General features: G+C 57.1%; 21 protein-coding genes. 4 read left to right on the top strand and 17 right to left on the bottom strand.

Annotated elements, in window-relative coordinates:
- Window positions 1-69: 69 nt before the first annotated feature.
- From LLY24_RS13905 to LLY24_RS13870, 8 genes are all read right to left on the bottom strand, one after another.
- Complete coding sequence (locus LLY24_RS13905) at window positions 70-2,334, bottom strand: ATP-dependent DNA helicase (RefSeq protein ID WP_259036900.1); 2,265 nt, start codon at window positions 2,332-2,334, stop codon at window positions 70-72.
- The gene (locus LLY24_RS13900) at window positions 2,331-4,049 is read right to left on the bottom strand and encodes a VRR-NUC domain-containing protein (protein WP_259036899.1); all 1,719 of its coding nucleotides are present in this window, start codon (window positions 4,047-4,049) and stop codon (window positions 2,331-2,333) included. Before LLY24_RS13900 ends, LLY24_RS13905 begins: the two co-directional genes overlap by 4 nt.
- A 42-nt stretch (window positions 4,050-4,091) precedes the next feature.
- A complete protein-coding gene (locus tag LLY24_RS13895; RefSeq protein ID WP_259036898.1) occupies window positions 4,092-4,436 on the bottom strand; it encodes a hypothetical protein in 345 nt (114 codons plus the stop codon).
- Window positions 4,437-4,504: 68 nt separating this feature from the next.
- Window positions 4,505-5,554 (bottom strand): histone deacetylase family protein, encoded by a 1,050-nt coding sequence (locus LLY24_RS13890; RefSeq protein ID WP_259036897.1) that lies wholly within the window; start codon window positions 5,552-5,554, stop codon window positions 4,505-4,507.
- Window positions 5,555-5,579: 25 nt separating this feature from the next.
- Window positions 5,580-5,891 carry a GIY-YIG nuclease family protein gene (locus LLY24_RS13885; RefSeq protein WP_259036896.1) on the bottom strand — a complete coding sequence of 104 codons (312 nt, stop codon included), beginning with the start codon at window positions 5,889-5,891 and terminating at the stop codon, window positions 5,580-5,582.
- Between the two features lie 64 nt (window positions 5,892-5,955).
- A complete protein-coding gene (locus tag LLY24_RS13880; RefSeq protein WP_259036895.1) occupies window positions 5,956-9,567 on the bottom strand; it encodes a putative bifunctional diguanylate cyclase/phosphodiesterase in 3,612 nt (1,203 codons plus the stop codon).
- Window positions 9,568-9,591: 24 nt separating this feature from the next.
- Window positions 9,592-10,539 carry a tripartite tricarboxylate transporter substrate binding protein gene (locus LLY24_RS13875; protein WP_259036894.1) on the bottom strand — a complete coding sequence of 316 codons (948 nt, stop codon included), beginning with the start codon at window positions 10,537-10,539 and terminating at the stop codon, window positions 9,592-9,594.
- A 142-nt stretch (window positions 10,540-10,681) separates the two neighbouring features.
- Complete coding sequence (locus tag LLY24_RS13870; RefSeq protein ID WP_259036893.1) at window positions 10,682-11,140, bottom strand: YchJ family protein; 459 nt, start codon at window positions 11,138-11,140, stop codon at window positions 10,682-10,684.
- Between the two features lie 170 nt (window positions 11,141-11,310).
- Between LLY24_RS13870 and LLY24_RS13865 the strand changes: the two genes are divergently transcribed.
- Window positions 11,311-11,622: a hypothetical protein gene (locus LLY24_RS13865; RefSeq protein ID WP_259036892.1), complete on the top strand. Its 312-nt coding sequence runs from the start codon at window positions 11,311-11,313 to the stop codon at window positions 11,620-11,622.
- 71 nt (window positions 11,623-11,693) lie between these two features.
- Here LLY24_RS13865 and argE read toward each other — a convergent pair whose 3' ends face one another.
- The 9 genes from argE to LLY24_RS13820 form a co-directional block, all read right to left on the bottom strand.
- Complete coding sequence (gene argE, locus LLY24_RS13860; RefSeq protein WP_259036891.1) at window positions 11,694-12,863, bottom strand: acetylornithine deacetylase; 1,170 nt, start codon at window positions 12,861-12,863, stop codon at window positions 11,694-11,696.
- A 198-nt stretch (window positions 12,864-13,061) separates the two neighbouring features.
- Window positions 13,062-13,859, bottom strand: coding sequence for a 2-oxo-tetronate isomerase (otnI, locus tag LLY24_RS13855; RefSeq protein ID WP_259036890.1), 798 nt, complete (start codon window positions 13,857-13,859; stop codon window positions 13,062-13,064).
- A 33-nt stretch (window positions 13,860-13,892) separates the two neighbouring features.
- Window positions 13,893-14,540, bottom strand: a complete 648-nt coding sequence (gene otnC / locus LLY24_RS13850) for a 3-oxo-tetronate 4-phosphate decarboxylase (RefSeq protein ID WP_259036889.1) — start codon at window positions 14,538-14,540, stop codon at window positions 13,893-13,895.
- Complete coding sequence (gene otnK / locus LLY24_RS13845; protein WP_259036888.1) at window positions 14,537-15,823, bottom strand: 3-oxo-tetronate kinase; 1,287 nt, start codon at window positions 15,821-15,823, stop codon at window positions 14,537-14,539. The genes otnC and otnK overlap by 4 nt, the downstream gene beginning before the upstream one ends.
- Window positions 15,824-16,023: 200 nt before the next feature.
- Complete coding sequence (locus tag LLY24_RS13840) at window positions 16,024-16,308, bottom strand: putative quinol monooxygenase (protein ID WP_259036887.1); 285 nt, start codon at window positions 16,306-16,308, stop codon at window positions 16,024-16,026.
- A gap of 63 nt (window positions 16,309-16,371) precedes the next feature.
- Complete coding sequence (locus LLY24_RS13835; RefSeq protein ID WP_259036886.1) at window positions 16,372-17,727, bottom strand: NAD(P)H-dependent oxidoreductase; 1,356 nt, start codon at window positions 17,725-17,727, stop codon at window positions 16,372-16,374.
- Window positions 17,728-17,739: 12 nt separating this feature from the next.
- On the bottom strand, window positions 17,740-18,999 hold the full coding sequence (locus LLY24_RS13830) for a TRAP transporter large permease (protein WP_259036885.1): 1,260 nt from the start codon (window positions 18,997-18,999) through the stop codon (window positions 17,740-17,742).
- Window positions 18,996-19,562 (bottom strand): TRAP transporter small permease, encoded by a 567-nt coding sequence (locus LLY24_RS13825; RefSeq protein ID WP_259036884.1) that lies wholly within the window; start codon window positions 19,560-19,562, stop codon window positions 18,996-18,998. Before LLY24_RS13825 ends, LLY24_RS13830 begins: the two co-directional genes overlap by 4 nt.
- A 1-nt stretch (window position 19,563) precedes the next feature.
- A complete protein-coding gene (locus LLY24_RS13820) occupies window positions 19,564-20,541 on the bottom strand; it encodes a TRAP transporter substrate-binding protein (protein WP_259036883.1) in 978 nt (325 codons plus the stop codon).
- A gap of 202 nt (window positions 20,542-20,743) precedes the next feature.
- On the opposite strand from LLY24_RS13820, the gene LLY24_RS13815 reads away from it, so the two are divergent.
- From LLY24_RS13815 to ugpA, 3 genes are all read left to right on the top strand, one after another.
- Window positions 20,744-21,622, top strand: coding sequence for a LysR substrate-binding domain-containing protein (locus tag LLY24_RS13815; protein WP_259036882.1), 879 nt, complete (start codon window positions 20,744-20,746; stop codon window positions 21,620-21,622).
- 212 nt (window positions 21,623-21,834) lie between these two features.
- On the top strand, window positions 21,835-23,163 hold the full coding sequence (gene ugpB, locus LLY24_RS13810) for a sn-glycerol-3-phosphate ABC transporter substrate-binding protein UgpB (RefSeq protein WP_259036881.1): 1,329 nt from the start codon (window positions 21,835-21,837) through the stop codon (window positions 23,161-23,163).
- 214 nt (window positions 23,164-23,377) lie between these two features.
- Window positions 23,378-24,262 carry a sn-glycerol-3-phosphate ABC transporter permease UgpA gene (gene ugpA, locus LLY24_RS13805; RefSeq protein WP_259036880.1) on the top strand — a complete coding sequence of 295 codons (885 nt, stop codon included), beginning with the start codon at window positions 23,378-23,380 and terminating at the stop codon, window positions 24,260-24,262.
- Window positions 24,263-24,269 lie beyond the last annotated feature (7 nt).

Raw genomic sequence — 24,269 nt, 5'->3', positions numbered from 1 at the left:
CCTGAGCGGACGCAAGTCCGAGGCAAAATAGAACCCAGATAACATAGAATCGGGAAAAAGGTCGTTTGGCTACAGCGCCCACCAGCGCGGCAGCATTGCCTGAACGTCACGGTGGGCGAAGCGATCATCCATCAGCACCACCACGCCTTCGTCATCTGGGCTGCGGATGACGCGCCCGGCGGCTTGGACCACTTTGATCAGGCCGGGGATGCGGTAGGTGTAGTCGTCGGGTGTGGCAAAGCGGCGTGCCAGACGCGCTTTGATCGCCTCGTTGAAAGCGTTGAACGGCGGCAGGCCCAGCGTGGCGATAAAGGCGCCGATGAGCCGGTCGCCGGGCAGATCGATCCCTTCGGCAAAGGCGCCGCCCAGCACGGCGAAGCCAACGCCCTGGCCACCAGGGGAAAAGCGTTCCAGAAAGGCCTCGCGCTCGGGTTCGCGCATGCCGCGCGTTTGTGCGAAAGCGGGAATATCGGGGACCTCGAGGCGAAAGCGGACGAGCACGGCCTCGAGGTAGGCGAAGCTGCTGAAAAACGCCAAGTAGTGTCCTGGGCGCTGGCGAAACTGCTGGGCGATCTCACTGGCAATGGGCGCAATTGAGGCGTCGCGGTGGCGAAAGCGCGTGGAGATATCCTGGCGGATGCGCACGTCGAGCTGGCGCGCGATAAAAGGCGCCTCCACCTCGCACCATACGGTAGTGGCAGGAAGCCCCAGTAGATCGCGGTGGAAGCGCGCCGGATGCAGCGTCGCCGAGAACAGCACCAACGCCTTCGCCGCCTCGATGCGTGGGGCGAGAAAATCGGCGGGAATCACGTTGCGAATCCCCAGCACCGCCTGGCCGCGGCCATGGCGGATCAGATCGCACAGCGAATGCTCGCCGAAGCGCTCTGCCAAGCGGCAAAAGGCCAGCGCTTCGAACAACAGCTCCTGAAGCTCAGCGCTCGCGCGCTCGGGATGCTCGCCGAGATAATCGGTGATCGCCGAGGCGAGCGCCTGCAGCGCTGCCACCCACGCGGAAGGCAAGGCGTCGAGCACCCGGTAGGGGGCGCTCTCGCCCTCGGTTTGCGTCTTGAGCACGGCCTGCCACTGACGCCCCAAGCGGGCTAGGGGCTTGGCAAGCGCTGCCGGTGCCATTTTGCGCGCCCGGTTGAAGCGGCGCTGGTCGATTTCGGCGCTGTACATGCCGCGAGCGCGTTCGACCAAGTTATGCGCTTCGTCGACCAAAACGCCCACGCGAGCATCGCTTGCCTGCGCCAGGCCGTGCAGCAGGGCATGCGCATCGAACCAGTGGTTGACGTCGCCAACCGCCACGTCTGCCCAGCGCGCAAGCTCCTGCCCCAGGTAGTAAGGGCAGACGCGGTGGGCGAGCGCGATCTCGCGCAGCGCGGCGCGGTCCCACCAGGGTGCGGCCACCGCCGCTTCGCGCGCTGCCGGTAGCCGGTCGTAAAACCCTTGGGCCAGCGGGCAGGCATCACCGTGGCAGGCAAGGTCGGGATGCTCGCAGGCCTTCTCTCGCGCCACCAGTTCGAGTACGCGCAAAGGAGTCGCCGAAGAAGACCCACCGGCAAGCGTGGCCAGCGCGTTTAGCGCCAGCTGCCGCCCTGGCGTCTTCATGGTGAGAAAGGCAACGCAGTCGAGATCCTTTGGCGGCATGGCCTTGAGCAGTGGGAATAGCGTACCCAGCGTCTTGCCGATGCCGGTTGGCGCCTGGGCGAGTAGACAGCGCCCGGTGCTGGCAGCCTTGTAGACGTTTTCGGCAAGCTCACGTTGGCCGGGGCGAAAGGCAGCGTAGGGAAAGATGAGTGAGGTTAGCGCCGCGTTACGCGCCTGGCGGTGCGCCGCCTCCTGCTCGGCCCAGGCGAGAAAGCGCTGGCAGTGGTCGACGAAAAACGTCTGCAGCGCCTCGGCCGAGGCTTTATGGGTCAGCACCGTCTCCTTCTCAGTGACAATATCCAGATAGACCAGCGCCAGCGTCAGGGAGTCAAACCCGCGCTCGGCGCACAGCAGCGCACCGTAGAGTTTGACCTGCGCCCAGTGCAGCGCGCGCTGGTTCTCGGCCATACGATCGAGCCGCCCGCGATGGGTCTTGATCTCCTCCAGGCGCTGGCGTTCGAGGTCGAAGCCGTCGGCGCGCCCGCTAACGGTAAGATCGCCATAGCGCCCACTAAGCGGCAGCTCGGTGACATAGCCCTCACCCCGCCGTCGCGCTACCAGCGCATGGCCCGCGATGCCCTCCTGCGCGCTTGGGGCGGGGGTAAAGCGGTGATCGAGATCCCCCGTGCGGGCGGTAAAATCGCACAGTGCCCGCACCGCTACGCGGTAGCGTGGCTCGTTCACGGTGTGAGCTCTTCGCCTTCGCTTGGCGCTTCGCGCTGCCAGCGCACATGACATACCGCCACCGGCAGTGCGTGACGGGCGAAAAAGCCAAGCCAGCGCCGCTGGTTGTCCTGCAGGCGATCCCCCGGCCCCTTCACCTCGATCATGCGGTAGCGCGGCGCACCGGGCGCGGCCTGGGGAAACAGCTGGATCAAATCGGGTAACCCTGCCCGGTTGGTCTTGAGATCACTCAACAGCCGAGTAAACAGCAAGCGCAGGTGCGCGGCGGGCAGGCAAACCAGCGCTTGGTCGAGCAGCGTTTCGGGCAGCGCCGCCCAGTGCACGAAGGGCGAGGCCAGCCCCCACTTCTCGGTCCAGGTAGCGCGAATGCGCTGGCGGTAATCGTCGCCGGGGCCGTCGAGTAGGGCCAGGCAGGCATCAAACGCCTCGCGGCGACGGCTGACGAAGTCGTCGCGATAGAGATCCGCCGGGCCGTGGTGAAAGGGGTGAAAGAACGCACCGGGCAGCGGAGCGAAGATCGCCGACCAGCAAAGCAAGCCAAAAAGCCCGGTGATCAACGTGTTCTCGACGTAGTAGACTGGCGCGTGCGGGGTAGCGACGTGGGCCGCCACGGCCGCTTCGACCGGCTGCGGCCCCGGCAGCGTTAGCTCCCAGCGCTCGAAGGCAGGCGCCTGCGCGCGGGCGACGGGTGCAAGGCCTAGGCGCTTGGCCAAGCGCGGCATCAAACGCTCGAGCGCCTGGGCTTCGTGCTCGCCCGGCCCACCGGCAAGCGCCCGCTGGGCCACATCCAACGCCTCACGATGGTGCCCCTCGCGCTCGAGCACGCGTAGGCGGCGCACGCGCGCCTCAGTGGTGTCGGCCTCGGCGTAGAGCGTTACCGCAAGCCGCGCCTCCCCTGCGCGTTCGGCGCCCTGCCCCAGCTGAAACAAGAATCGTGCGCGGCGGGCGTCGAGCCAGGCGTTATCAGCGCGCGGCGGCAGCTCGGCATAGACACTAGCGGGCGACTCGCCCTCGTCGAGGCGTTGGCGCAGCCAGTGCAGGTGAAGATAGACATCGACCTCGGCGCGGCTTTGAAAAGCGCGCGAGGCGGCGTTAAAGGCCACGCGCTCGAAGCGCTGCAGGCCAAGCTCGGTAAGCACGAACTCGGCCCAGTCCTGACGAAGGTTGCCAAAGAACATCAAGCGTAGGCGGTCGCATAGCGCCATGACCTGCAAGCGCACGACGACCGTGGTCGCCTCGGGCCACCAGCGCGCCAGCGGCTGCTGAAGATGAGACAGACGCGCGGTCAGCTTTTCTCTTAGCAATGCTTTGGCGCTCGAAGGCTTGAGCGGCGTTTGGCGTATTTCGTCCGCCAGCGCCTGGCGCAGCTCGGACAAGCGCAACTGGTCAAAGAGCTCGTCAAGCGTGAGTTCAGGGGCGTCGTCCACCCAGCCCAGCGCCTTGAGCGGCGCCATGGCCGTGGCGCTATCGCCAATTTCGGCGTAGACGAGCTTATCGAGGCGAAAGAGCTCGCCTTTGCGCATCACCATGCGCACCAGTAGCGCCTGGGAGGCACGCGAAAGCGCAGCGAAGCGTTCGATGAAGTGCCGCTCTTCGACCGCTAAAAGATCATGATGGCGCTTTTCTACCCAGGCCAACACGAAGCGAAAGTTCGCCAGATAGTAGAAAGGGTCGTCGAGGGAGGCCGCCGTAGAAGCCGGAGCAATACTGTTCATGCATCCATTGTATAGCGCCGAAAAGACGGCGTCATCGGCACTTTAGCCAACGCGGTGTTGGCGCAGCCAAGTCAGCGCATCGGCGTCGGTGTCATCATGAGCAGCAGTGGGCGGCGCGGTAGGTTTGGGGCTCGTCAATACGTACCATTCGGCTTCGCTGAGGTAGACCCGGCACCAGCGGCCAAGCGCTGCGGCCGTAGCGTCGCTGGTGACGCGGTTGCTGCGATAGCCCTGGGCGAGATGAAGCAGGTCTTGGCGAGCGGTGCGCGCACGGGCAGTGCCACCGTGCACGCTGGCCAGTGGGCAGCGGCGGTCGAAAGCGGCATTGATTAAGGCGTTGAGCCAGCGATCCAGCTCCCGCGCCCGTATCTCCCCGTAAACTGCCACGCCCTCTCCTGTTAGGTTGTGAATGCGTTAAAAGGCGTCAGCCTGCCCTAAATCACGCCAAGTGTCATCTACTGCGCTGCGTCGGCCGTGCTTTGTTGAAAGCCTTTCAGCACGTTGACCACGTTAAGGCCGATCTCATCGACGGCGTAGCCGCCCTCCATCAAGAAGGTGGTGGGTAAGCCCGCCTCGGCCAGCCGCTGCCCCAGGGTGATAAAGTCTGCGCTTTGGAAGGTGAAAGCGCTGATCGGGTCGCCTTCGAAGATATCCACGCCAAGTGAGACGATGACTAGCTCCGCGCCGTAGCGCTTGATGGCATGCAGCGCCTGATCGAGCGTCTGCATCCAGGTGTCGACGTTCGTACCTGGGGGCATAGGATAGTTGATGTTGAAGCCTTCGCCAGCGCCCACGCCGGTTTCGTCGGCGTAGCCCAGGTAGTAAGGAAAGGTGACAGCGGGGTCGCCGTGTAGCGAAACGAAGAGCACATCGTCGCGGCCATAGAAGATCTGCTGGGTGCCGTTACCGTGATGGAAGTCGACGTCGAGAATGGCGACGCGTCGTCTCCCTTTATCCAGCGCGTACTGCGCGGCGACAGCGGCGTTGTTGAAAAAGCAGTAGCCGCCGAACTGATCGACGGCGGCGTGGTGGCCGGGTGGGCGGCACAGCCCAAAGCTCGGCTCATTGCTCTCCAGCGTGTATTCGACCGCGCCCAGTGCCACGTCCTTGCTTGCCAGCGCCGCCTCGAAGGTGCCCTCGGCAATCGAGGTCTCCGCCGCCAGGGCGTAATAGCCGAGCTTGCCACACACGGTCTCTGGAATGCGATCGGCACGCAGAGTGCGCGCGGGCCAGATGTTGGGAATCGCCTCGCCCTCGCGACCGGCTGCCTGCCACTCGCGCCAGCAGCTTTCGAGAAAGGCGACGTAATCACGATCGTGCACCGCCAGCACCGGCGCTAGCCCGTAGTCACGCGGGGCGTGGATCTCACCGACCTCGGCCCGGCGCAGATGATCGAGCACCAGTGACACCCGCTCGGGACACTCGAAAGGGGACACCAGCACGCCATCGTGCAGCTCGGTGCGCACCTGGCGCAGGCGGGTGGCGTCGGAATGGAAAATGCGCATGGGGATTCCTCGAAGAATGGGGCGATCAAGAGGTGGCGTCAGTGGCCGCCAGGGCCGCAACGACCTCGGGCGGCAGCGGCGCAGCGGCGATCCAACGACGCTTATCTTCCGGCGTCTGGCGTTTGAGCCAGTACTCCATGCGACTGGCTTCGGCGCGGTCGGCAAACGCTCGTGCGCCCAATATCGCCTGGGGCGGATTGGCCCGAGTGTAGCGCGCCCCGCGGCCGGCGCAGTGGGCGCGGTAGCGGCGCAGCAGATCGTTGGTGATGCCTACGTAGGTGCCACGACGACACGCCAGCAAATAGACGTACCAGGGGCGAGGCGCGGTCGTGGGCATGGCGGTTTTTCTCACGTATTTTCTCACCTACTATTCTCACGTACTTCTCTTACACGGTGACGTTTCAGGTTAGCGCTTGGGATGCCAGGCGGGCAATGAAGACATCGAGTGCGCCAAGCGGCATGGGCCGCGCCAAACCAAACCCCTGAAACGCATCGCAGCCGTAGGCCAATAGACGCTGATACTGCTCGTCGGTTTCGACGCCTTCGGCGACGACGTTCAAACCCAAGTGATGCGCCATGGAGATGATGCCCTGAACGATGGCGGTATCGTCGGCGCTGTGCGGTAGCTCCTGAATGAAGCTGCGGTCGATCTTCACCGTGGTGATTGGCAGGTGTTTCAAGTAGCTCAGGCTCGAATAGCCGGTGCCGAAGTCATCGATGGCGACGCCGATTTGCATACCGCGCAGGGCGTGAAGAATATCGATGGCACTCTTGGTATCGTCCATCAAGATACCCTCGGTAAGCTCCAGGCGCAGCTGCTCCGGGGGCAGGCCCGTGCTCGCCAGCGTCTCACGCAGGGTGGCAAGAAAACTCGCGCGCTGAAACTGCAGCGGCGAGAGATTGACCGCAACGCGCACGGGCCCCCGCCCCTTCTGCGCCAGGATTTTCATGTCGAGACAGGCGCGTTTGAGTACCCACTCGCTGATGGGAATGATCTGCCCGGTGGTCTCGGCCAGGGGAATGAAGCGGCTGGGCGAGATCGCCCCCTTCACGGGATGCTCCCAGCGCAGCAGAGCCTCCACGCCGACCAGCGCTCCGTCGCGGCCGATGAGCGGCTGGTAGTGCAGCGAGAGCTGTTCGCAATCGATTGCCTCTTGCAGGTCGTTACGCAGCACCATGCGCTCGCTCATGGTGTCAGTGAAGGCGTGCGCAAACCACTCGTAGGCATTGCGCCCCTGCTGTTTGGCCTTGTACATCGCCATATCGGCCTGCTGGATCAACGTTTGCGGCTGTAGCGTTTCGGCCTGACTCATGGCGATACCGATGCTCGCCGTGAGGCGAAGCTCCTGGCCCTCGAGGCGGTAGGGCCGGGCCAGAATCGGTAACAGCCGCTCGACCAGGGTCACCACCTCGCTGGGCGCGGTGATCGCACTTTGCAGCACGACGAACTCGTCACCCCCTAAGCGCGCCACGGTATCCTTGGCTTCGACGGCGGCACTTAGGCGCCTGGCGACTTCTACCAGCACCTGGTCGCCCACATTGTGCCCCAGGTTATCGTTGATCGGTTTGAAGTCATCAAGGTCAACGAACAGCACCGCCACCTGACGCCCTTGACGCTGGGCCTCGACGCAGCTGGCCACCAGCGCTTCTTCGAAGAGGGTGCGGTTGGGCAGGCGCGTTAGCGCATCGTGGGAGGCGTGGTAGGCCAGTAGCAACTGCTGCTCGCGCGCGGCGGTGACGTCCTGAGCAATACCGTGCACCCCCTCGACCACGCCATTGACGACCATCGGAATATGCACGACAGCGAGAATGCGCTTGCGCTCGTCGCGCTTTTCGAGCGTGAGCTCGTAGCGGTTGATCTGCCCTTCTAGGGTGGTCGCAATGTAGGCCTCAATGCGCGTAGCGTCGTCGGCCCCAATGAACTGGGTAAGGGGCTCGCCAAGGAGCGCCTCGGCCTCATGCCCAAGAAGCTCCGCGCAGGTCGCATTGAGGGTGACGAAGTGCCCCGCGCCATCCAGAGTGAAGACCGCATCGGGGTGATGGGTGAACAGCGAACGGTAGCGCTGCTCGCTATTTTTCAGCGAACGCCGCACCTCAAAACGCTCGATGGCCAGCGCCACGAGCCCAGCGGCCTTGTCGATGGCATCCAAGTCGCTGCTTTCGGGGGCAGTTGGCCGGGGATGGTAGATCGCGATGGTGCCGACTAGTTGGCCATCACCTATAAACACGGGGCTCGACCAGCAGGCTGCAAGCCCCGCCTCCTTAGCCACACCTCGAAAACCGCGCCAACGCTCGTCTTCGGCAATATTGGGGCACACGACACGCGCTTGCCGATGCGCCGCGCTGCCGCAGGCGCCGTTACCAGCGCTGATGAGAATACGCTGAATGGCGCTACGGTAGAGCCCCGGTAGGCGCTTACCCGCCGCAAACTCGAGATAGCTCCGGGTCTCGTCGACCTGCATCACCGAACACAGCGCGCCAGGCAGCTCGCGCTCGAGCATTTTGCAGACCTCTTCGAGAATGGTGTCGAGCGGCTGCTCTTGGGCGATGGCGCGTTGGATCACCTGCTGATCCTCGAGCCGCTGGCGCGCACGCGCAAGCTCCCGCGTGCGCGCCACGCTGATCCCAGCCACCCCAAGGCCAAAGGCGAGAAAGCCGCTGAGCAGCAGCGCACCCAACGACACCAACACCGGCATCAGGCTCAACTGGTACCAGGGGTAGTGAACGCCGGGATAGACGTGAAGCACCAAGTTGATGCCACCCGGAAGCCCCAGGTAGCGCGTTACTAGCGCACGGTGCTCATCAGGCGCATTGGTGGGAAACCCGGTTGGATGGAGCATCAACAGCAGCGACTGATGACGTCCAACGCCTACCTGAAAAGGACCCAAGGCCAGACGCAGCTCGTTTTGCAGCATGATGGCCAAATCGAAATTGGCGAGCAGATAAAGTCCCGCGCGTTCGACCGGCGTCGCCAGCAGCACCATGGCGGGCTGGGCGCTATCGGCCATTAGCAGGCGCGGTCGGTCGAGCGGCACCCGAAGCCAGGACCGCGTGGCCTCATCGTCGAGCTGACGGCGCAGCCAAGCCTGATGGTCGCTGGTGCGCGCCTGGAACCAGCGCCAGGTCAGCGTATCGGCATCGACCAGCGCAATGGTGCCAAGGCTTGGCGTGTCACGCAGGTAGTTGGCGGCGTCACGCTCCAAGGGGGCAAAGTCCCAGGCAGTGCCTTGCACATCGAGACGCTCGGCCATCCGATGCATGAGGTTCAGGCGCGTCTGCATCGCCTGCTCGGCGTTGAGCTGGACGCTGTCGAGCAAGTAGCTGGCCTGTTGTTTCACGGAAAGCTGCTGGTGATAGCTCAGGATCAGCCAGATGAAGCAGCTGATCGCGACGCCGCACAGCGAGGCAATAAAGGTTTCGCGCCCAGGATAGAGCCGCTCGCGGGTATGCCGAGCCGTCGCGGCAAACAAAGCGGCACCCAGCAGCCCCCAGAGTACCATCGCCGATACCGGCGTCGACGAAGAGAGCGCGCCCACCGAGGCATCGCGCCCCAGCCGCATGCCAATGGCGAATGCCAACCCCCATAGGCAAAGCGCCGTTGCGCGCCACAGCCAGCGGCTAGGCCGGCCGTGCAAGCCGACGGCTACGCACCCACCCACAAGCAAGAATGCACCCGCCGACCAAACGGACATGCGCAGGCTGCCGCTGAGCCAGGAGTGCCCGCCACCACCGCCAAGGGCATAGTGCCCCAGGCTATAGAACGCCAAAACGATCAGTAAGGCAGCGCAGCCCCATCGCGTGCGTTTTTCGCCCTGAAGCGCGGCGATTAGGCCAACGCCCGCTAGCAGAGTGCCCAGAGCGGCATCCGGCACCAAGGTGGCGAAAAACGGCGAATCGACCATGAAAAACCCGGTACCCAGACCGACAAGGCCTAAACACAACAGCATGGTCGAAACCATCAACAGCAGTGTTTCCAGAGCCAATTCGCGCGTTTTCAGTGCATACCGCTCCATTCACTCTCCTTACGGCATGACGGTCTAGCGCCCAAGGCGGATACGTTCCGCCTCGGGGGCCAGCCGCTGCAACTGATCGTCCAAATAGTCACGAAAGGCATCGTCGGCGCGATAATCGACCACCGAGCCGTAGGCGTACAGTAGACGAAAGCGCAGTTCGGGGTCCTCCAGCGCCTGACGAAACGCATCGGCCAGGACAGCAATGTGCTCGGCGGGCGTGCCTAGAGGCGCAAAGATTCCCCGGTCGCTGGTGTGGACGAGATCGATCCCCTGCTCACGCAGCGTTGCCACCCGAGGCAGAGCGCTTAGGCGCTGCTCGGCCGCCACGCCCAGCGGGCGTAATACCCCACGCTCGAACAACGCGTGCGCCGAAGGCAGGTTGAGCATGGCAAAGTCGATCTCCTCCCCCACCAGTGCCTCTACCTGAGCGCTAGTGTCGGGAAAATGTACCCAGCGCACGGCCTCAGGGTCGATCCCCGTACGGTCGAAGAACGCCGACCAGAAGAGATGATCGGTAGAGCGGGCGATGATACCGAACGCCAGCGGCTCGGGCGACTCAGCGACCAAGGCGGCAATCTCACTGGCATCGTGCGCGTTCTGGCGCCGGTAGGTGGCGGGTACGTTGATGGTGTGGGCGAGCAAGGCCACGGGTTCGAAATCTGCGTGGGAGTAGGCCGAAGCCCCGGTGAGGTAGGCAAGATCGAGGGTTTGATGGCTGCCGAGCAGCGTATAGCCATCCGGCGCGGCATCCTTGACGTACTGTGAGCCGCGCGTACCACTCCCACCGGCCAAATTGAGCGGTAGCAACGGCTGGCCCAGATGAGCTTCGACAGCCTGAGCGATCTCGCGCAGCAGCACGTCAGAGGCGCCCCCTGGCCCAAAGGGAATGACCAGCGTCACCTCCTCGTCAGGAAAATTCGCCAGCGCAGGCAGCGCCAAGAGCCATAGCAGCAGCGCCCACAGGTGCGGCACTTTTCGCCGTCTCGATCCTCGCCTCGAACGCGGTTTTGCTCGCATTCCCCGCCCTCTTCGGCTCGTTTTGCTTAACTTTAATTATCGCTTAGGGCTCAAAGCAAGCGGTTGGAAGATAAAGGCCTCTCGTCGTCTGGCCTTTTTAGCAGCAGCGTTTCAGCTTGCGTCCGCTGCCGCAGGGGCAGGGGTCGTTACGCCCCGGCTTCAGGCGGTGTAGACGCGGGTCACCGTCGACGTACCACCAACGCCCGGCCTCGCACACGAAGCGCGAGTTCTCCTCCAGCACCTGCCAGCGCTCGCCCTCCTTGAAGTAGGCGCGAAAATGCACGTGCCCCTCGTCATCCGTGGGTGCAGGGGCATCGACGATCTCCAGCGCCTTCCACTGGGTAACGGGGTCCGGCGCAAGCGTCAGCGGGCGGGTGGTGACATGCCAGGTGGCTTTTAGATAGTCGAGCGCATCGCCTACGAAGGCGGTGTAGCGCGAACGCATCAGCGCCTCGGGCGTTGTTGCAAGGTGCGTGCCGTCGAGCAGTGGCCCGCAGCAGTCGGAAAGGCGCCTGCCGCTGCCGCAGGGGCAACGCGTGGCACAGTGGGCATTCATGGTCAGCGTGGCTACCTCGCAACGAAAGAGATGAACAGCAGCGCACGACCCTGCTAGTATCGACCTGAGCCGCGATGACGTTAGTAGACCAAGGTCGTCGAGCGCCTTTAACACCACACGGAGTATGCACCACTATCCATCTCTCTTTCCAAAACCGCGCGGAGGTTCACATGAAGGTCTATAAACCGGAATGGCAGTGCACGTTTAGCGTCAATGAAGGTGCCGATAACTCAGCCACCTGGAAAGAGCGGATCGCGTGGCGATTACGCGCGATGGCCGACCGCCTCGAAGGCGGCGGACGTACCCTCACGATCGACTGTCGCGTCTCTCCTAGCGTCAGCCGCGATGAGGTGGATACTTGCCTGGGCAAGGGGTTCGAGGTTACCCAGCAATTGCTGACTCAGCTGGCGCACCAGCAGGCCTGCGAAGACGTGCTGCGCGACGCCAAATCCGAGCTCTACGAGCAGCACCCCTCGCCCTAGATCACCTGCGTTAGATCACGCGCTTACTCGATGTATCGAAACACCCGCTGCGGCGGGTGTTGTCGTTTTTTTTACCCCTTGAAGGGGGCTTCCAGATCGCGTGCCATGCGCGTCATGAACGCCACGCAGGCTTCGATTTCGCTCTTCTCGATGTACTCGTCGGGCTGGTGGGCCTGGGCGATGCTGCCGGGGCCCAGGATGATCGTTTGCAGGCCCTGGCCCTGGAACTGCCCCGCTTCGGTGGCGTAAGCCACGGCGTGGTTACAGCAGGGTTCGGGAAGGTGCGCCTTGGCAAGCGCCAGAACGCGGTCGTTATCGCGATCGGCCAGGCCCGGCACGGTGAGGCTCAAGGGTTCGGTCTTGATCTCTACCGTTTTGCCCTGGCGCTTTAGCTCTTGCGTCAGGGTGTCGCTGTAGGCAGCCACGCGGGCGAAGACATCGTCGAAGGTTTCAGTGGGCAGGTGGCGAATCTCCCACTCGAAGGTGCACTCTCGCGCCATGATGTTGATCGCCGTGCCACCCTGGATCTTGCCCACGTGAAGGCTGGTATGGGGCACGTTGAAGGCTTCGTCCACTCGGCCTTCTTCCACAAGAGCTGTCATGGTGTCCTCGATGAAGGTCACAAGCCTTGCGGCCACGTGAATCGCCGAGGTGCCTTGGTTGACCTGACTGCTGTGTGCCTCGCGCCCGGTCACCGTGGTACGCAGGTTGGTCGCCCCCTTTTGCGCCACCACCGGCTGCATGTTGGTGGGCTCTCCAACGATGATCTGCGCCGTGGTGGAGTAGCGCTCGCAGAAGTGTTTGATCATCGCGGGTGCCCCCACGCAGCCGACCTCTTCGTCGTAAGAGAAGCCAAAGTAGATCGGCTGCTGTAAGGGCGCCCTCACCCACTCGGGCACCAGCGACAGCGCGCAGGCGATAAAGCCTTTCATATCGCAGGTACCGCGCCCGTAGAGGCGTCCGTCATTGCCATCCACCAGCGTGAACGGATCGGTGGACCAGGGTTGGCCATCGACCGGCACCACGTCGGTGTGGCCCGAGAGCAACACTCCACCCGGCGCCTCGGGGCCGATACGGGCGATCAAATTCGCTTTGGAGTTGCAGGGGCTCATCACCCGCTCGGAGGCGACACCGTAGTCGGCAAGATAGCTCTCAACGAAATCGATCAGTGCCAGGTTGGAGCCACGGGAGGTGGTATCGAAGGCAATGAGATTGGCAAGCAGTGAAATTTCTTCTGTCATAGTGGATCTCGATGATTATACGCATGGCTTAAACCTATCATCTCCCATCCAACGCACACATTGCCAGCATTACCTAGGGTTTTGGCATTTACCTTTAGCTATAAATGTAAAATATTTAACCACACTTTTAAAAAAATTATATAAAAGAGAGGTAAGTATTCAGCTATCTTCCTGCATTAAGCAATGATCAAGAAAAAATCAATTAAAATCAATATTCAGCTTATTTATCCAACCAAGACCTTTAATAGTCTCACCAACTGGCCTGTACTCACAACCGACCCACCCTTGGTAACCGAGTTCTTTTAATCGTTTTAACAACGATATGAAGTTAACTTCACCAACATCTGGTTCATTACGTTTGGGCACTCCTGCAATCTGGACATGACCGATAGATGAAAACTGTCGTTCCATATGGTGAGTCAGGTCACCGTCCATAATTTGGCAGTGATAAAGATCGAATTGAAGATATAAGTTGTCGGCTCCAACGGCTGTTAGCACTTCCATAGCGTGAGCTTGATGGGAGAGGAAATAGTTGGGCATGTCTCGGATGTTGATGGGCTCTATCAGCACCTTGCAATCAATTTTAGCTGCCTCGGCTGCTGCAAATCGCAGGTTTTTCACATACGTTTCCTGGTGAGCTTTATACGCTTCGCTATTGGCGCTCTCTGATAATAGCCCAGCCATGGCGTGTAGCTGTGGGCAATTGAGCGCCTCAGCATAACGTAGCGCTTCGATGACGGAATCGCGAAACTCGGCTTCACGTCCCGGTAGGCTTGCCAAGCCGCGCTCACCGACTTCCCAATCGCCAGGGGGTAAGTTGAATAGCACCTGCTCCAAGCCCGCATCATCTAGCTTTTCTCGTAATATTTTGGGCGCATAAGCGTAGGGGAATAGATACTCAACGCCTTTAAAGCCCGCTTCGCTGGCAGCAGCAAAACGATCCAGAAAGTCATGCTCGTTGAATAGCATGCTGAGGTTAGCGGCTAGTCGGGGCATCTTGGGCTCCTAGATAAATTCGTTGACGATATATCAATCTCGCGGAAACCTGGCTTCGAGTTCAGCGATCTGCTCTGGGGTTAGCAAGCGAGGATTTGTACCCCGCAAAAGCAAATAGAGTTTGGCGGTTTCTTCCAGTTCTTCGGTGGCGAAAACCGCCGCTTCCAGATTTTTTCCCGCCACTACCGGACCATGGTTTGCCAATAAGACTGCACTATGCTTGCCTGCCAGGCTTCGCACAGCATCGCCTAGTTTTGGGTCGCCAGGCATGTGATACGGTACGAGTGGTAGTTTGCCTACTCGCATAACATAGTAAGCAGTAAGTGACGGAATACAGTCACAATGATCAACTTCTGGAAGGCAAGAAACGGCAACAGAGTGCGTAGAGTGCAGATGCACGATAGCGCCCGATTGTGGGCGCTCGTCGTACATGGCCATATGCAAAAAGTGTTCTTTGGTAGGTGTATCGCCGCTAAGGAGGCGCCCGTTTTTATCCAAGTGAGATATCCTGGCGGGATCTAGTCGCCCTAAACAGGCGTTAGTGGGCGTCATCAGCCAGCCACCATCCTCCAAGCGTACGCTGATATTTCCGCTAGAGCCCATAGTGAGGCCCCGGTCAAACAGTGATTGGCCTAAAGTGCTTATCTGTTCTCGTAGACAATTCTGTCGATGAATACTCAAGGTAGCACCTCAAATGCCTTGGTGAAAAAATTAACTTCTCCGAAATTTCCTGACTTTAAGGCGAGCGATAAATAGGCTTTACTATTTTCCAATGCCGTTTGGGTCCAAGGCACGCCGGGGTCAATCTGTTCTCCTATGTGTAAAGCGGTAATACCTAGTGCTGACGTTACGGCGCCTGAAGTTTCTCCTCCGGCCACCACCAATCGACCAACACCTTTATCTACTAGAACAATGGCCAGCTGGCTCAGCGCTTCTTCAACTAATGCGCCAGCGCGCTCTCTTCCTAAGATTTTCTGTGCGATACCAACATTCGCAGGTTCGGCCGACGCATAAATCAGTGTAGGAGCATTACGTGATACATTTTCCAATGCAAAAGCGAGCGCCTGCTTCCATTGTTTATCATCCTTGGCAAGCGATAAGGGGTCTAGTGCGAAGCCGCTATCAGGATAACGCTCTAAAAAGTTTGCTACTTGCGCTAACGTGGCGCGAGAACAACTGCCAGATAGAATCAATGCAGATCCTGAAGCAGGCTGTAGTCGGCCCGGTTCATTGATTGAGTCTAACCAGCCTTGATTGCGATACTGGGCAGGTAATGCTTGACCCAACCCTGAACCGCCAGTGACCAAGGGAAATTGCACGGTTGCTTCTGCTAATATATCCAGATTGTGTTCATCAAGAGTGTCACAAACCACATGGCGAACGCTTTGTTCTTCTAGCGACGCTAGGTGGGCGCGGGTCGCTTCAGCCCCTAGAGCAAGAACAGTGTGGTTCGTTAAACCAACTTTGTGTGGTGTTTGATGTGATAGAACACGCACCAAATCCGCATCCTTCATAGGTGTTAGTGGATGATGTTGCATTCCACTATCGTTAAGTAAGCGGTCGCCTACAAATAAATGTCCTTGGTAAACTGTTCGCCCATTTATTGGAAAAGCAGGTACCATTACCGTTTGAGACGCTTTCAGTTCATCTAACAAGGCATCCGCGACTGGTCCTATATTTCCCTTGTCAGTAGAGTCAAAGGTAGAGCAATACTTAAAAAATAGTTGTTTGGCCCCTTGAGCACGAAGCCATGCTGCAGCTTGCAGTGAGTCGGCGATAGCTTCATTGACTGTACAAGAGCGAGTTTTTAACGCTATTACCACAGCATCAATCTCGTTGAGATTAATGTCTTCTTTTGGAACACCAATGACTTGTAGGCAGCGCATTCCACCGCGTACCAGATTATTGGCAAGATCGGTAGCTCCTGTGAAATCGTCTGCGATGGCGCCTAGCGTGATAGCCATACTCACTTTCTTCCGTTGTCGTCAGCGGCCTCAGGCAGCATTCTGCCGGCGAGCCTATGATAAATACATGTTTGGAACAGCATGTTTCGATGGCTAAACATTAAGCCGCTAATTAAATATCTTTTTTAAAAAAATTGTTCATAAGCCATGTATTAAGCAGTCAACTTGTTTGCGTTGGATGCGCTATAAGTAATTGGCATTCAAGCGATGCGATCAAGAACATAAACGTCGCTTGAAACCAGCCACTCTTTTGTACGTTCTTGATGAGATGATAGGTGCTCAGATATAGAATGCTTATCAAGCGAGCTTTGGTTATCCCATATCTCGTAAAATATGAAATGCGACGCGTTTTCCTTGTCTTGATGTAGATCGTAGAGCAGGCAGCCTTTTTCTTTTCTTGTTGGCGTAACTAGCGATATAAGAGATTCTCGGTAAAGATCCTCGAATCCTTCTTTGGCAATAGACGTGGCGACAACATAAATCATGAAATTCCTCTCATGTATAAGAGGGAGCTCCCCCCCTCTTATACGTTGCAACGTTATGTAAGATTATTTTCGAAACATGGCTTCCATTTCGCGACGAACTTTTACTGCTTGCGAGTCCGTAACATTTACATCTGCCCATGTAACAACTTGTCCTTTGGGTACACCACGCTTAAGTGACATTCCATGAGCCAAGCCGATAGGTAGCCCACCCATGGCTAAAGAATCTTCCGCACGAGCAATACGCCCCCAAACGGTGTATCCACCTTCTCCGTCAAGCTTTTCTCCAGGCGAAAGATCTTTCTTGGCCACTGCTACTACATCGGAACTCAGTCCCGAAGGTGTGCCCGTAGGCTCACCACGAATAACGGCGTTAGCGACACTTACGCCAAGTTCCAATCCAATAAGGTGTGAAGGCCGGAATAACGTGGCGTAGCGTCCTGTTGAATCAGTCATTACCTGGTATTCTCGGAAGCAACGGCGTACATACTCTGCTCCCCGGCCATCATCCTCCATAGCTTCAAACGTGATATAGACACCCCAGCGTAAATCACCAAATACGTGACGGCCGTCGCGCTCTTGACTGGAAACGACCTCTACCATCCCGGCTTGCTCCAGGATTCCACCTTGGGATGTTGGTTTTAGTATCTGGGGGAGGTCATGAACACCAACGGGCGGAAAACTTAGCCCATCTTTTGGGGCAATAAGTCCTGAAGCGTTAGAAATAGCGGCCATCTCAATGGAAGACTTGGTACCATCGAGAAATGAGTTAAACATCTGTGGGTTCATACCACCCTGGGCTGCTTCTTCCGGAGATAGACCATAGTGCTCCCACACCGTGTCCGGAGTTGATGAGGCATAGCCGGGAAGGTATTTGGTTCCTTTACCGGCCGCTACCACACGGAAGCCACACGTTCGAGCCCAATCGATCATCTCGCAAACGAGAGCAGGCTGATCACCATAAGCCATAGAGTAGACTAAGCCTGCATGCCTAAACTGCTCTACCAGATAGGCACCCGCCAGTACGTCGGCTTCGACGTTTACCATCACGATGTGCTTGCCGTTTTCAGCGGCAAGCAAGGCATGACGAATGCCCGCCGCAGGGTTCCCGGTAGCATCAATCACCACATCTAGTTGCTGGTAACGAATCAGCGCCTCGGAATCCTCAGTGAGGCATGTTTTTCCAGATTTATAGGCATCATCCAAGGAGTTAGTGGTTCTTATTGCCGTATCCCAGCCGGTATTATCAAGAGCAGCCATGGCTCGGTTTCGGTCAAGGTCGGCAATACCCAAGAGGTGCATACCGGGAATATGCCTCACTTGAGAAAGAAACATTGAGCCAAATTTTCCAGAGCCGATAAGACCCACACGGATAGGCTTGTCATCGGAAGATAACTGCTGAAGTTTGGAGTAGAGGTTCATAATTATTCTCTCTTAAAACGTTGTGATTGGAGGGAAGAAGGCCACCAAAAGAAGCACGGCGGTAGCAACGAGATAAAAAGGCCACATTTCGCGCGCAACAGCGCCGACGTTAACTTTGGCAATCGCCGAAGAAATAAATAAAGTGGTGCCTACAGGCGGGGTAAATAAGCCGATGGCGAGATTGATCGTCATCATTACACCGAGCTGGGTAAGATTCAGTCCTATGGCATTCGCCATGGCAACGAACAGTGGTGCCATAAGTAAGATGGCGGCGGATAAGTCAATAAACATGCCGACGACAAGCATCGCCAGATTCATCATCAAAATGATCTGCCAAGGGTCTGAGAAAACCGTCAAAGCCCACTCTGAAACGCGATTAGGTATGTTCTCAAATGCCAAGACATAACCCACCAGGTTTGAAGCGGAGATGACGATCATCACCACGCCTGTAGTGACTAAAGTTGCGAGCAGGTTGACGACTAAGGACTTCATCGTCAGGTCACGATAGATAACAGTGCGGAGCATCAGAGCGTATCCCACAGCGAGCACGCTGACTTCTGTAGGTGTAGCGATCCCCATACGCAGTAGAACAACGATTAATAAAGGAAGCGAGATGGCTGGGGCTGCAGTCAATAGTGCCCGACCAATGGATGGAGCATCAGGGCTATTACTAAACAATGGAAGGTCACGAAGATAGCCCATTAACCAACAAACCATTGATAATCCCACTACTAGTAAAATCCCTGGAATGATGCCTGCCATAAAGAGGTCAGCCACCGACTGATTGGATACAGTGGCGTAGAGAATCAGTGGTATGGAAGGTGGAATCAGGACCGATATAATGGAAGAGGATGCGGTAATAGCCGCCGAAAGTGACGGCGGATACCCTTCTCGTGTCATCCAGGGGAGGAGCATACCGCCTATTGCCGAAGCATCAGCTACTGCAGAGCCTGAGACGCCTCCGAACAGAGCCGAACCGGCAACGTTGACTTGTCCAAGTCCTCCTCTAAAGCGTCCTACTAGCCGCGTAGCGAAACCTATTAGCTGCTTTCCAAGAGAGCCATTCATCATTAGCGCTCCTGAAAGAATAAAAAAAGGAATGGCGATGAGTACCGAATTCTGCAGTGGTTGAAACACCTTGAGTAGAATGACGGTACCTGGCATGTCGCCCACCCCAACCAGTGCTATAGTTGCGCTGAGGATGAGTGCATAACCAATCGGTAAGCCAATGACCATCAGTATGGCGAAGCCAATGAGCATGATTAATGTCATTGTATTTCCTCCGAAGCAGTCTCTGACTTGCGAAGTTTTTCGGGAGCGTGCTGGCTATAAAAGGCAAGTATGAGAGTGGTAAAAGCAGTCAGCGCGAGTAGAAAACACGTGACTACCAAGGCGCTGTAGCCATAAGAAGTAGGCAGACCAAGAGACGGGTAGCGTTGGATGGACGTCATTTCAACAATCACTAGCCCTTGCCAAGTCAAGTAAGAGAAAAGGCCGACTGTCATTATTTGAGTGATAATAATGAGCGCGCGCGCGCCTCGCCGTGGCAGTAGGTGAAGCAAAAATTCTACCAGGATATGCGCGCCCATCTGAGCAGCTATGACGATGCCACTGGCACACAACCAAGGGAAGAGAAGATAGGGCAACTCGTTAACCCAAGCGGCACCTTGCTCACTTACATAGCGTAATAGAACCCCTGCGAAGACTGCGAGGAAAAGCACTACGATGACTATGAGGCCCAAGCCTTGAGAGAAGAGAAGAATACCTTGATCGATTCGCTTGGCTAGGGCCAAGGCGGGAGAGAACTCCCGCTGAGTGGCGTTGTTAGCTGGCATATTACTCACCGGCTTCTTTGGCTGCTGTCACTAGCTGGTCAACAAGCTCTGGATACTTTTCGCGCCATTTATCGTAGACAGGGGTCACGGCTTCCTGGAATGCCTCGGTATTAATTTCAGTTACCTGGGTGCCCGACGCTTCAATTTCCGCAAGCCTATCCTGATTAGCTTGATACGCGTTATTACGCTGGAACTCGGTAGATTCTTGACCCGCTTGAAGAAGGATATCCTGCTGCTCTGGAGTCAACGAACTCCACGCCACCTGGCTAGCAAGTAGCGGTAAAAACTCGTATTTATGGTGAGAGAGCGACAGGTAATCCTGCACTTCATGAAACTTCTGAGAGTAGATATTGACGGCAGGATTCTCTTGACCGTCAGCCACTCCTTGTTGGAGGGCCACATACGTTTCGGCGAAGGGAATCGGGACAGGATTTGCTCCAAGTACAGAGAAAATATCTGTCGCCATGGGATCTTGTGGAATACGGATTTTTAAGCCCCTCATATCTGAGGGTTCGACCACGGGTCTAACGTTATTGGATATTAAACGGATACCGTTGTCCCAAAAACCCAGAACGACAGCGCCATTATCAGCCATTTTTTCTTTGAGCGTATCGCCAAAATCACCATCAAGCACTTCCCATGCGGCGGGAGCGTCATTAAAGAGGAATGGTAAACCGATGAGAGTAGTCTCTTCAACAATGCTTGACATAGCGCCTTGACTACTTATGGAAAGGTCGATAGTGCCTAAGCGAAGACCCGTTATCATTTCAACATCGTCCCCCAGCTGAGCATTACTACTAACCGACACCGTCATATCACCACCGGATAATTCTTCAACGCGATTAGCAAAATAAAGCGCGGCCTCATGGCGGGGATTGCTCTCACTTGAACTATGGCCAAGCCGTAACTCTCTTGCTTCAGCGGTGGTTACCAACGTGGCAGAAATCGCAACGGCAATTGGAATTATTAAAGATTTCATAGCTGTGGCTCCTGATATGCTTTTGCCTGTTTGTTATTATGAGCAGAGAATGCGGGGTCAATCTACGTAGTTCTCTATCTAGCTTCATATACTAAAGTAGATAAAAACAAGTAAATGACTTATACATCGGAAGCTAGCTTAGCCAGAGCAAAAGTGAAGTACAATTTAATTTTTATGATGTTTTCATTAGGAAATCTTAACGATGACACTTCCCTTTAGAGCAATTATAGCGTTTCATGCTACAGCTAGGACCGGCAGTATGATTCAAGCCTCCCAAGCAGTTGGAGTAACTCCATCTGCAATAAGCCAGCAAATTCAGATACTTGAAAATCACGTCGGTGTTAAACTTTTTAATCGAGAAGGTCGAAGCATTGTGCTCACTGAAGCTGGAGCACGTTATTTTGATATGATATACGATGAAGTTGATAAAATTGAATTGGCAACAGAGCAATTACGTGGCCATAACTCTATATCAACACTAAATGTTAGGATATCGCCAAGCTTCGCCACTAAATGTGTCATTCCGAGATTAAATGATTTCTTAGAGTCTTACCCAAACATAGAGCTTCGTATCAATGCAACCAACGAACTTCCTGACTATTCTAGAGAAAAAATAGATATTGAAATTCGTCATGGAGAGGGATATTGGCCAGGTGTCTATTCAGAAAAGCTCATCGTTGAAAAAATGCTTCCACTTTGCTCTCCGAAACTAGCTAAAAAAAGCTCTCTATCCATAAATGATATAAAAAACTACCCGTTAATATATTCTATTAAGAACATAACGCAATGGAACCACTGGTTTGAATTTACTAAAACAAGTATAGAAAAACCTTTTAAAAGAACACTTTTCGATAGAGCATACATGTCTATAGAAACAGCTGTAAACTGTGGTGGAATAGCATTAGAGAGCCATGTTATAGCAGCGAAAGAAATAGCTGAAGGAACCTTAGTATGCCCTATTAGAAACAGCCCGGAAATTCATCAGTCTTCACTTTGGATTGTATGCCCAAAAAACCATCTAGAAAGACATAAAGTACAAAGCTTTATTGTATGGGTAAAGCAATTAATAAAAGATCATTGAAAATTAAACCAATCATTAAAATCCGACGATAATAAATTCATCGGCGATAACGTTAGATACATACTCTCATTTTACTTTATGTAGATTTTATTTACCAATGCCCTAAAGTTCATCAAAATGTCATCTACACTCACTACTGTTCAGTGCACCCAAGAACCTCAACAAACGCACTGTGCCACCTGGCGGCTGCCAGGACGACAAGGAGTTTTGCTATGACTCGTTTCACCTTACGCGCGTTATCCGTCGGTATCGCGGCGGCCACTTTTGGCGTTTCCGCCCAGGCTGCGACCGAGATCAGCTGGTGGCACTCCATGGGCGGCGAGCTCGGCGAGCGTTTGAACGGCTTAGCCGAGGCGTTCAACGCCACCCAAGACGAGTACCGCGTGGTGCCCTCCTACCGTGGCGAGTACGAGCAGACCATGGTCAACACCATCGCCGCCTTCCGCGCGGGCGAGCAGCCGCACTTGGTGCAGATCTACGAGGTAGGCACCGGCACCATGATGGCAGCCCGCGGCGCCATCTATCCGGTTTTCGAGCTGATGGAAGAGCACGGTAACGACTTCGATGCGACCGACTACCTGCCCGTCGTGACCGGCTACTACACCGACACCGACGGCAACATGCTGTCGATGCCGTTCAACTCCTCCACGCCGATTCTCTACTACAACAAGGACGCCTTCGAGGCCGCCGGGCTCGACCCCGATTCCCCGCCCACCACCTGGGCCGAAATGGGTGAGATGGGCCAACACATCGTCGACGAAGGCGCGGCGTCGTGTGGTTTCACCATGGCCTACGCGGCCAACTGGATTGGCCTTGAGAACTTCTCGGCGCTGCACAACCAGCCAATCGGCACGCTGGAGAACGGCTTTGGCGGGCTCGACACCGAGTTCACCTTCAACGGTGAGGTGCAGGCGCGCTTCTGGGATCAGCTAAAAGAGTGGAGTGATAGCGGCGTATATAGCTACGCGGGCCCCGCCAACGGCCCGGACGCGGCGCCCTCGTTCTACGCCGGCGACTGTGCGATGTACATGAATTCCTCGGCCTCGCGCGCCGACGTGCTGGCCAACTCCGACTTCGAGGTCGGTTTCGGCATGCTGCCTTTTTATGACGACGTCGAGGGTGCGCCGCAGAACTCGATCATCGGTGGCGCGACGCTGTGGGTGCTTTCCGGCCATGAAGACGAGGAGTACACCGGCGTGGCGGAGTTCCTCGAGTACCTATCGCTGCCGGAGGTTCAGGCCGAGTGGCATCAGGAGACCGGGTACCTTCCGATTACCACTGCAGCGTTCGAGCTGAGCCAAGAGCAGGGTTACTACGACGACAACCCGGGGGCGGATATCGCCATCGAGCAGATCAACCTGAACGAGCCCACCGAGAACTCCAAGGGCCTGCGCTTTGGCAACTACCCGCAGGTGCGCATGGTGCTGGACGAGGAGTTCCAGGCGGTGCTGGCAGGCTCTAAAAGTGGCCAACAGGCGCTGGACGATGCGGCACGCCGCGGCAACCAGATCCTGCGCGACTTCGAGTCGGCCAATAACTAAGTAAGTGCTTTTTCTCACGGGGAAGAAGTAATCCGTAGCGGGGGTTTTTCGCCATGGATGGCGAAAGTAGCGCCCAGGGAAGGGTTCACAGCGCCCCCGCGTAGGATTACTTCTGACCGTTCCACCGTTTGGAAATAGCTCAACTAGATGCCATCTCATATGCCTCAATTCAAAAAGGCATAGGAGATGGCATAGCTGCACGTTAGGACATGCCATGCAGACCAAACGCTCCACCTATCAAAACCGGTGGCTTCCCTACCTTCTTCTGGCGCCGCAGTTGGCCATCACGCTGGTGTTCTTCATCTGGCCCGCAAGCCAGGCGGTGAAGTCGAGCTTCGAGCGCACCGACGCCTTTGGCTTCAACACCAGCTTCGTCGGCCTTGCCAACTACGCGCGCGTTCTCGCCGATCCAAGCTACCTGAATGCCCTGGGGCGCACGGCGATCTTCGCTATCTCGGTCACCGCGCTCTCCATGAGTTTGGCGCTGCTGCTCGCCGTGTGCGTCAATCGCGTGCTCAAGAGCGCCCGCTTCTACACCACACTTTTGGTCTGGCCCTATGCCGTGGCGCCGGTGGTGGCCGGGGTGCTCTGGTGGTTTCTGTTCAACCCCACCATCGGCCTCTTGCCGCACATCCTCGATTGGTTCGGTATCCACTGGAACCACCGGGTCTCCGGCACCCAAGCAATGATCTTGATCACCATCGCCGCCGCCTGGAAGCAGATTTCCTACAACTTTCTGTTCTTTCTCGCCGGACTTCAATCGGTGCCGCACTCGCTGATCGAGGCCGCTGCCATCGATGGCGCCACGCCCTTCAAGCGTTTCTGGACCATCGTCTTTCCGCTGCTGTCGCCGACCACCTTCTTTCTGATGATCATCAACATCAACTACGTGATGTTCGACACCTTCGGGGTGATCGACGCCACCACCGCCGGTGGGCCGGGCCAGGCGACCATGACGCTGGTCTACAAGGTCTACACCGACGGCGTGGCCGGGCTCAACATCGGCTCCTCCTCGGCCCAGTCGGTGATTTTGATGGCCATCGTCATCCTGCTGACGTTCATCCAGTTCCGCTACGTGGAACGCCGGGTCAACTACTAGCCCTCAC

The sequence above is a fragment of the Halomonas dongshanensis genome, assembly GCF_024790395.1.
In the GTDB taxonomy this organism is placed as follows: Bacteria; Pseudomonadota; Gammaproteobacteria; order Pseudomonadales; family Halomonadaceae; genus Vreelandella; species Vreelandella dongshanensis.
This window is presented reverse-complemented; position numbering and strand designations above follow the sequence as displayed.

Coding starts and splice junctions, on each gene's coding strand:
- LLY24_RS13870 (WP_259036893.1), bottom strand. CDS start 11,140: ATGAATGCCCACTGTGCCACGCGTTGCCCCTGCGGCAGCGGCAGGCGC.
- ugpB (WP_259036881.1), top strand. CDS start 21,835: ATGACTCGTTTCACCTTACGCGCGTTATCCGTCGGTATCGCGGCGGCC.
- LLY24_RS13815 (WP_259036882.1), top strand. CDS start 20,744: ATGACACTTCCCTTTAGAGCAATTATAGCGTTTCATGCTACAGCTAGG.
- LLY24_RS13840 (WP_259036887.1), bottom strand. CDS start 16,308: ATGATTTATGTTGTCGCCACGTCTATTGCCAAAGAAGGATTCGAGGAT.
- otnI (WP_259036890.1), bottom strand. CDS start 13,859: ATGCCCCGACTAGCCGCTAACCTCAGCATGCTATTCAACGAGCATGAC.
- LLY24_RS13830 (WP_259036885.1), bottom strand. CDS start 18,999: ATGACATTAATCATGCTCATTGGCTTCGCCATACTGATGGTCATTGGC.
- LLY24_RS13885 (WP_259036896.1), bottom strand. CDS start 5,891: ATGCCCACGACCGCGCCTCGCCCCTGGTACGTCTATTTGCTGGCGTGT.
- LLY24_RS13865 (WP_259036892.1), top strand. CDS start 11,311: ATGAAGGTCTATAAACCGGAATGGCAGTGCACGTTTAGCGTCAATGAA.
- LLY24_RS13890 (WP_259036897.1), bottom strand. CDS start 5,554: ATGCGCATTTTCCATTCCGACGCCACCCGCCTGCGCCAGGTGCGCACC.
- LLY24_RS13880 (WP_259036895.1), bottom strand. CDS start 9,567: ATGGAGCGGTATGCACTGAAAACGCGCGAATTGGCTCTGGAAACACTG.
- ugpA (WP_259036880.1), top strand. CDS start 23,378: ATGCAGACCAAACGCTCCACCTATCAAAACCGGTGGCTTCCCTACCTT.
- LLY24_RS13825 (WP_259036884.1), bottom strand. CDS start 19,562: ATGCCAGCTAACAACGCCACTCAGCGGGAGTTCTCTCCCGCCTTGGCC.
- LLY24_RS13820 (WP_259036883.1), bottom strand. CDS start 20,541: ATGAAATCTTTAATAATTCCAATTGCCGTTGCGATTTCTGCCACGTTG.
- LLY24_RS13835 (WP_259036886.1), bottom strand. CDS start 17,727: ATGAACCTCTACTCCAAACTTCAGCAGTTATCTTCCGATGACAAGCCT.
- argE (WP_259036891.1), bottom strand. CDS start 12,863: ATGACAGAAGAAATTTCACTGCTTGCCAATCTCATTGCCTTCGATACC.
- otnK (WP_259036888.1), bottom strand. CDS start 15,823: ATGGCTATCACGCTAGGCGCCATCGCAGACGATTTCACAGGAGCTACC.
- LLY24_RS13900 (WP_259036899.1), bottom strand. CDS start 4,049: ATGAACAGTATTGCTCCGGCTTCTACGGCGGCCTCCCTCGACGACCCT.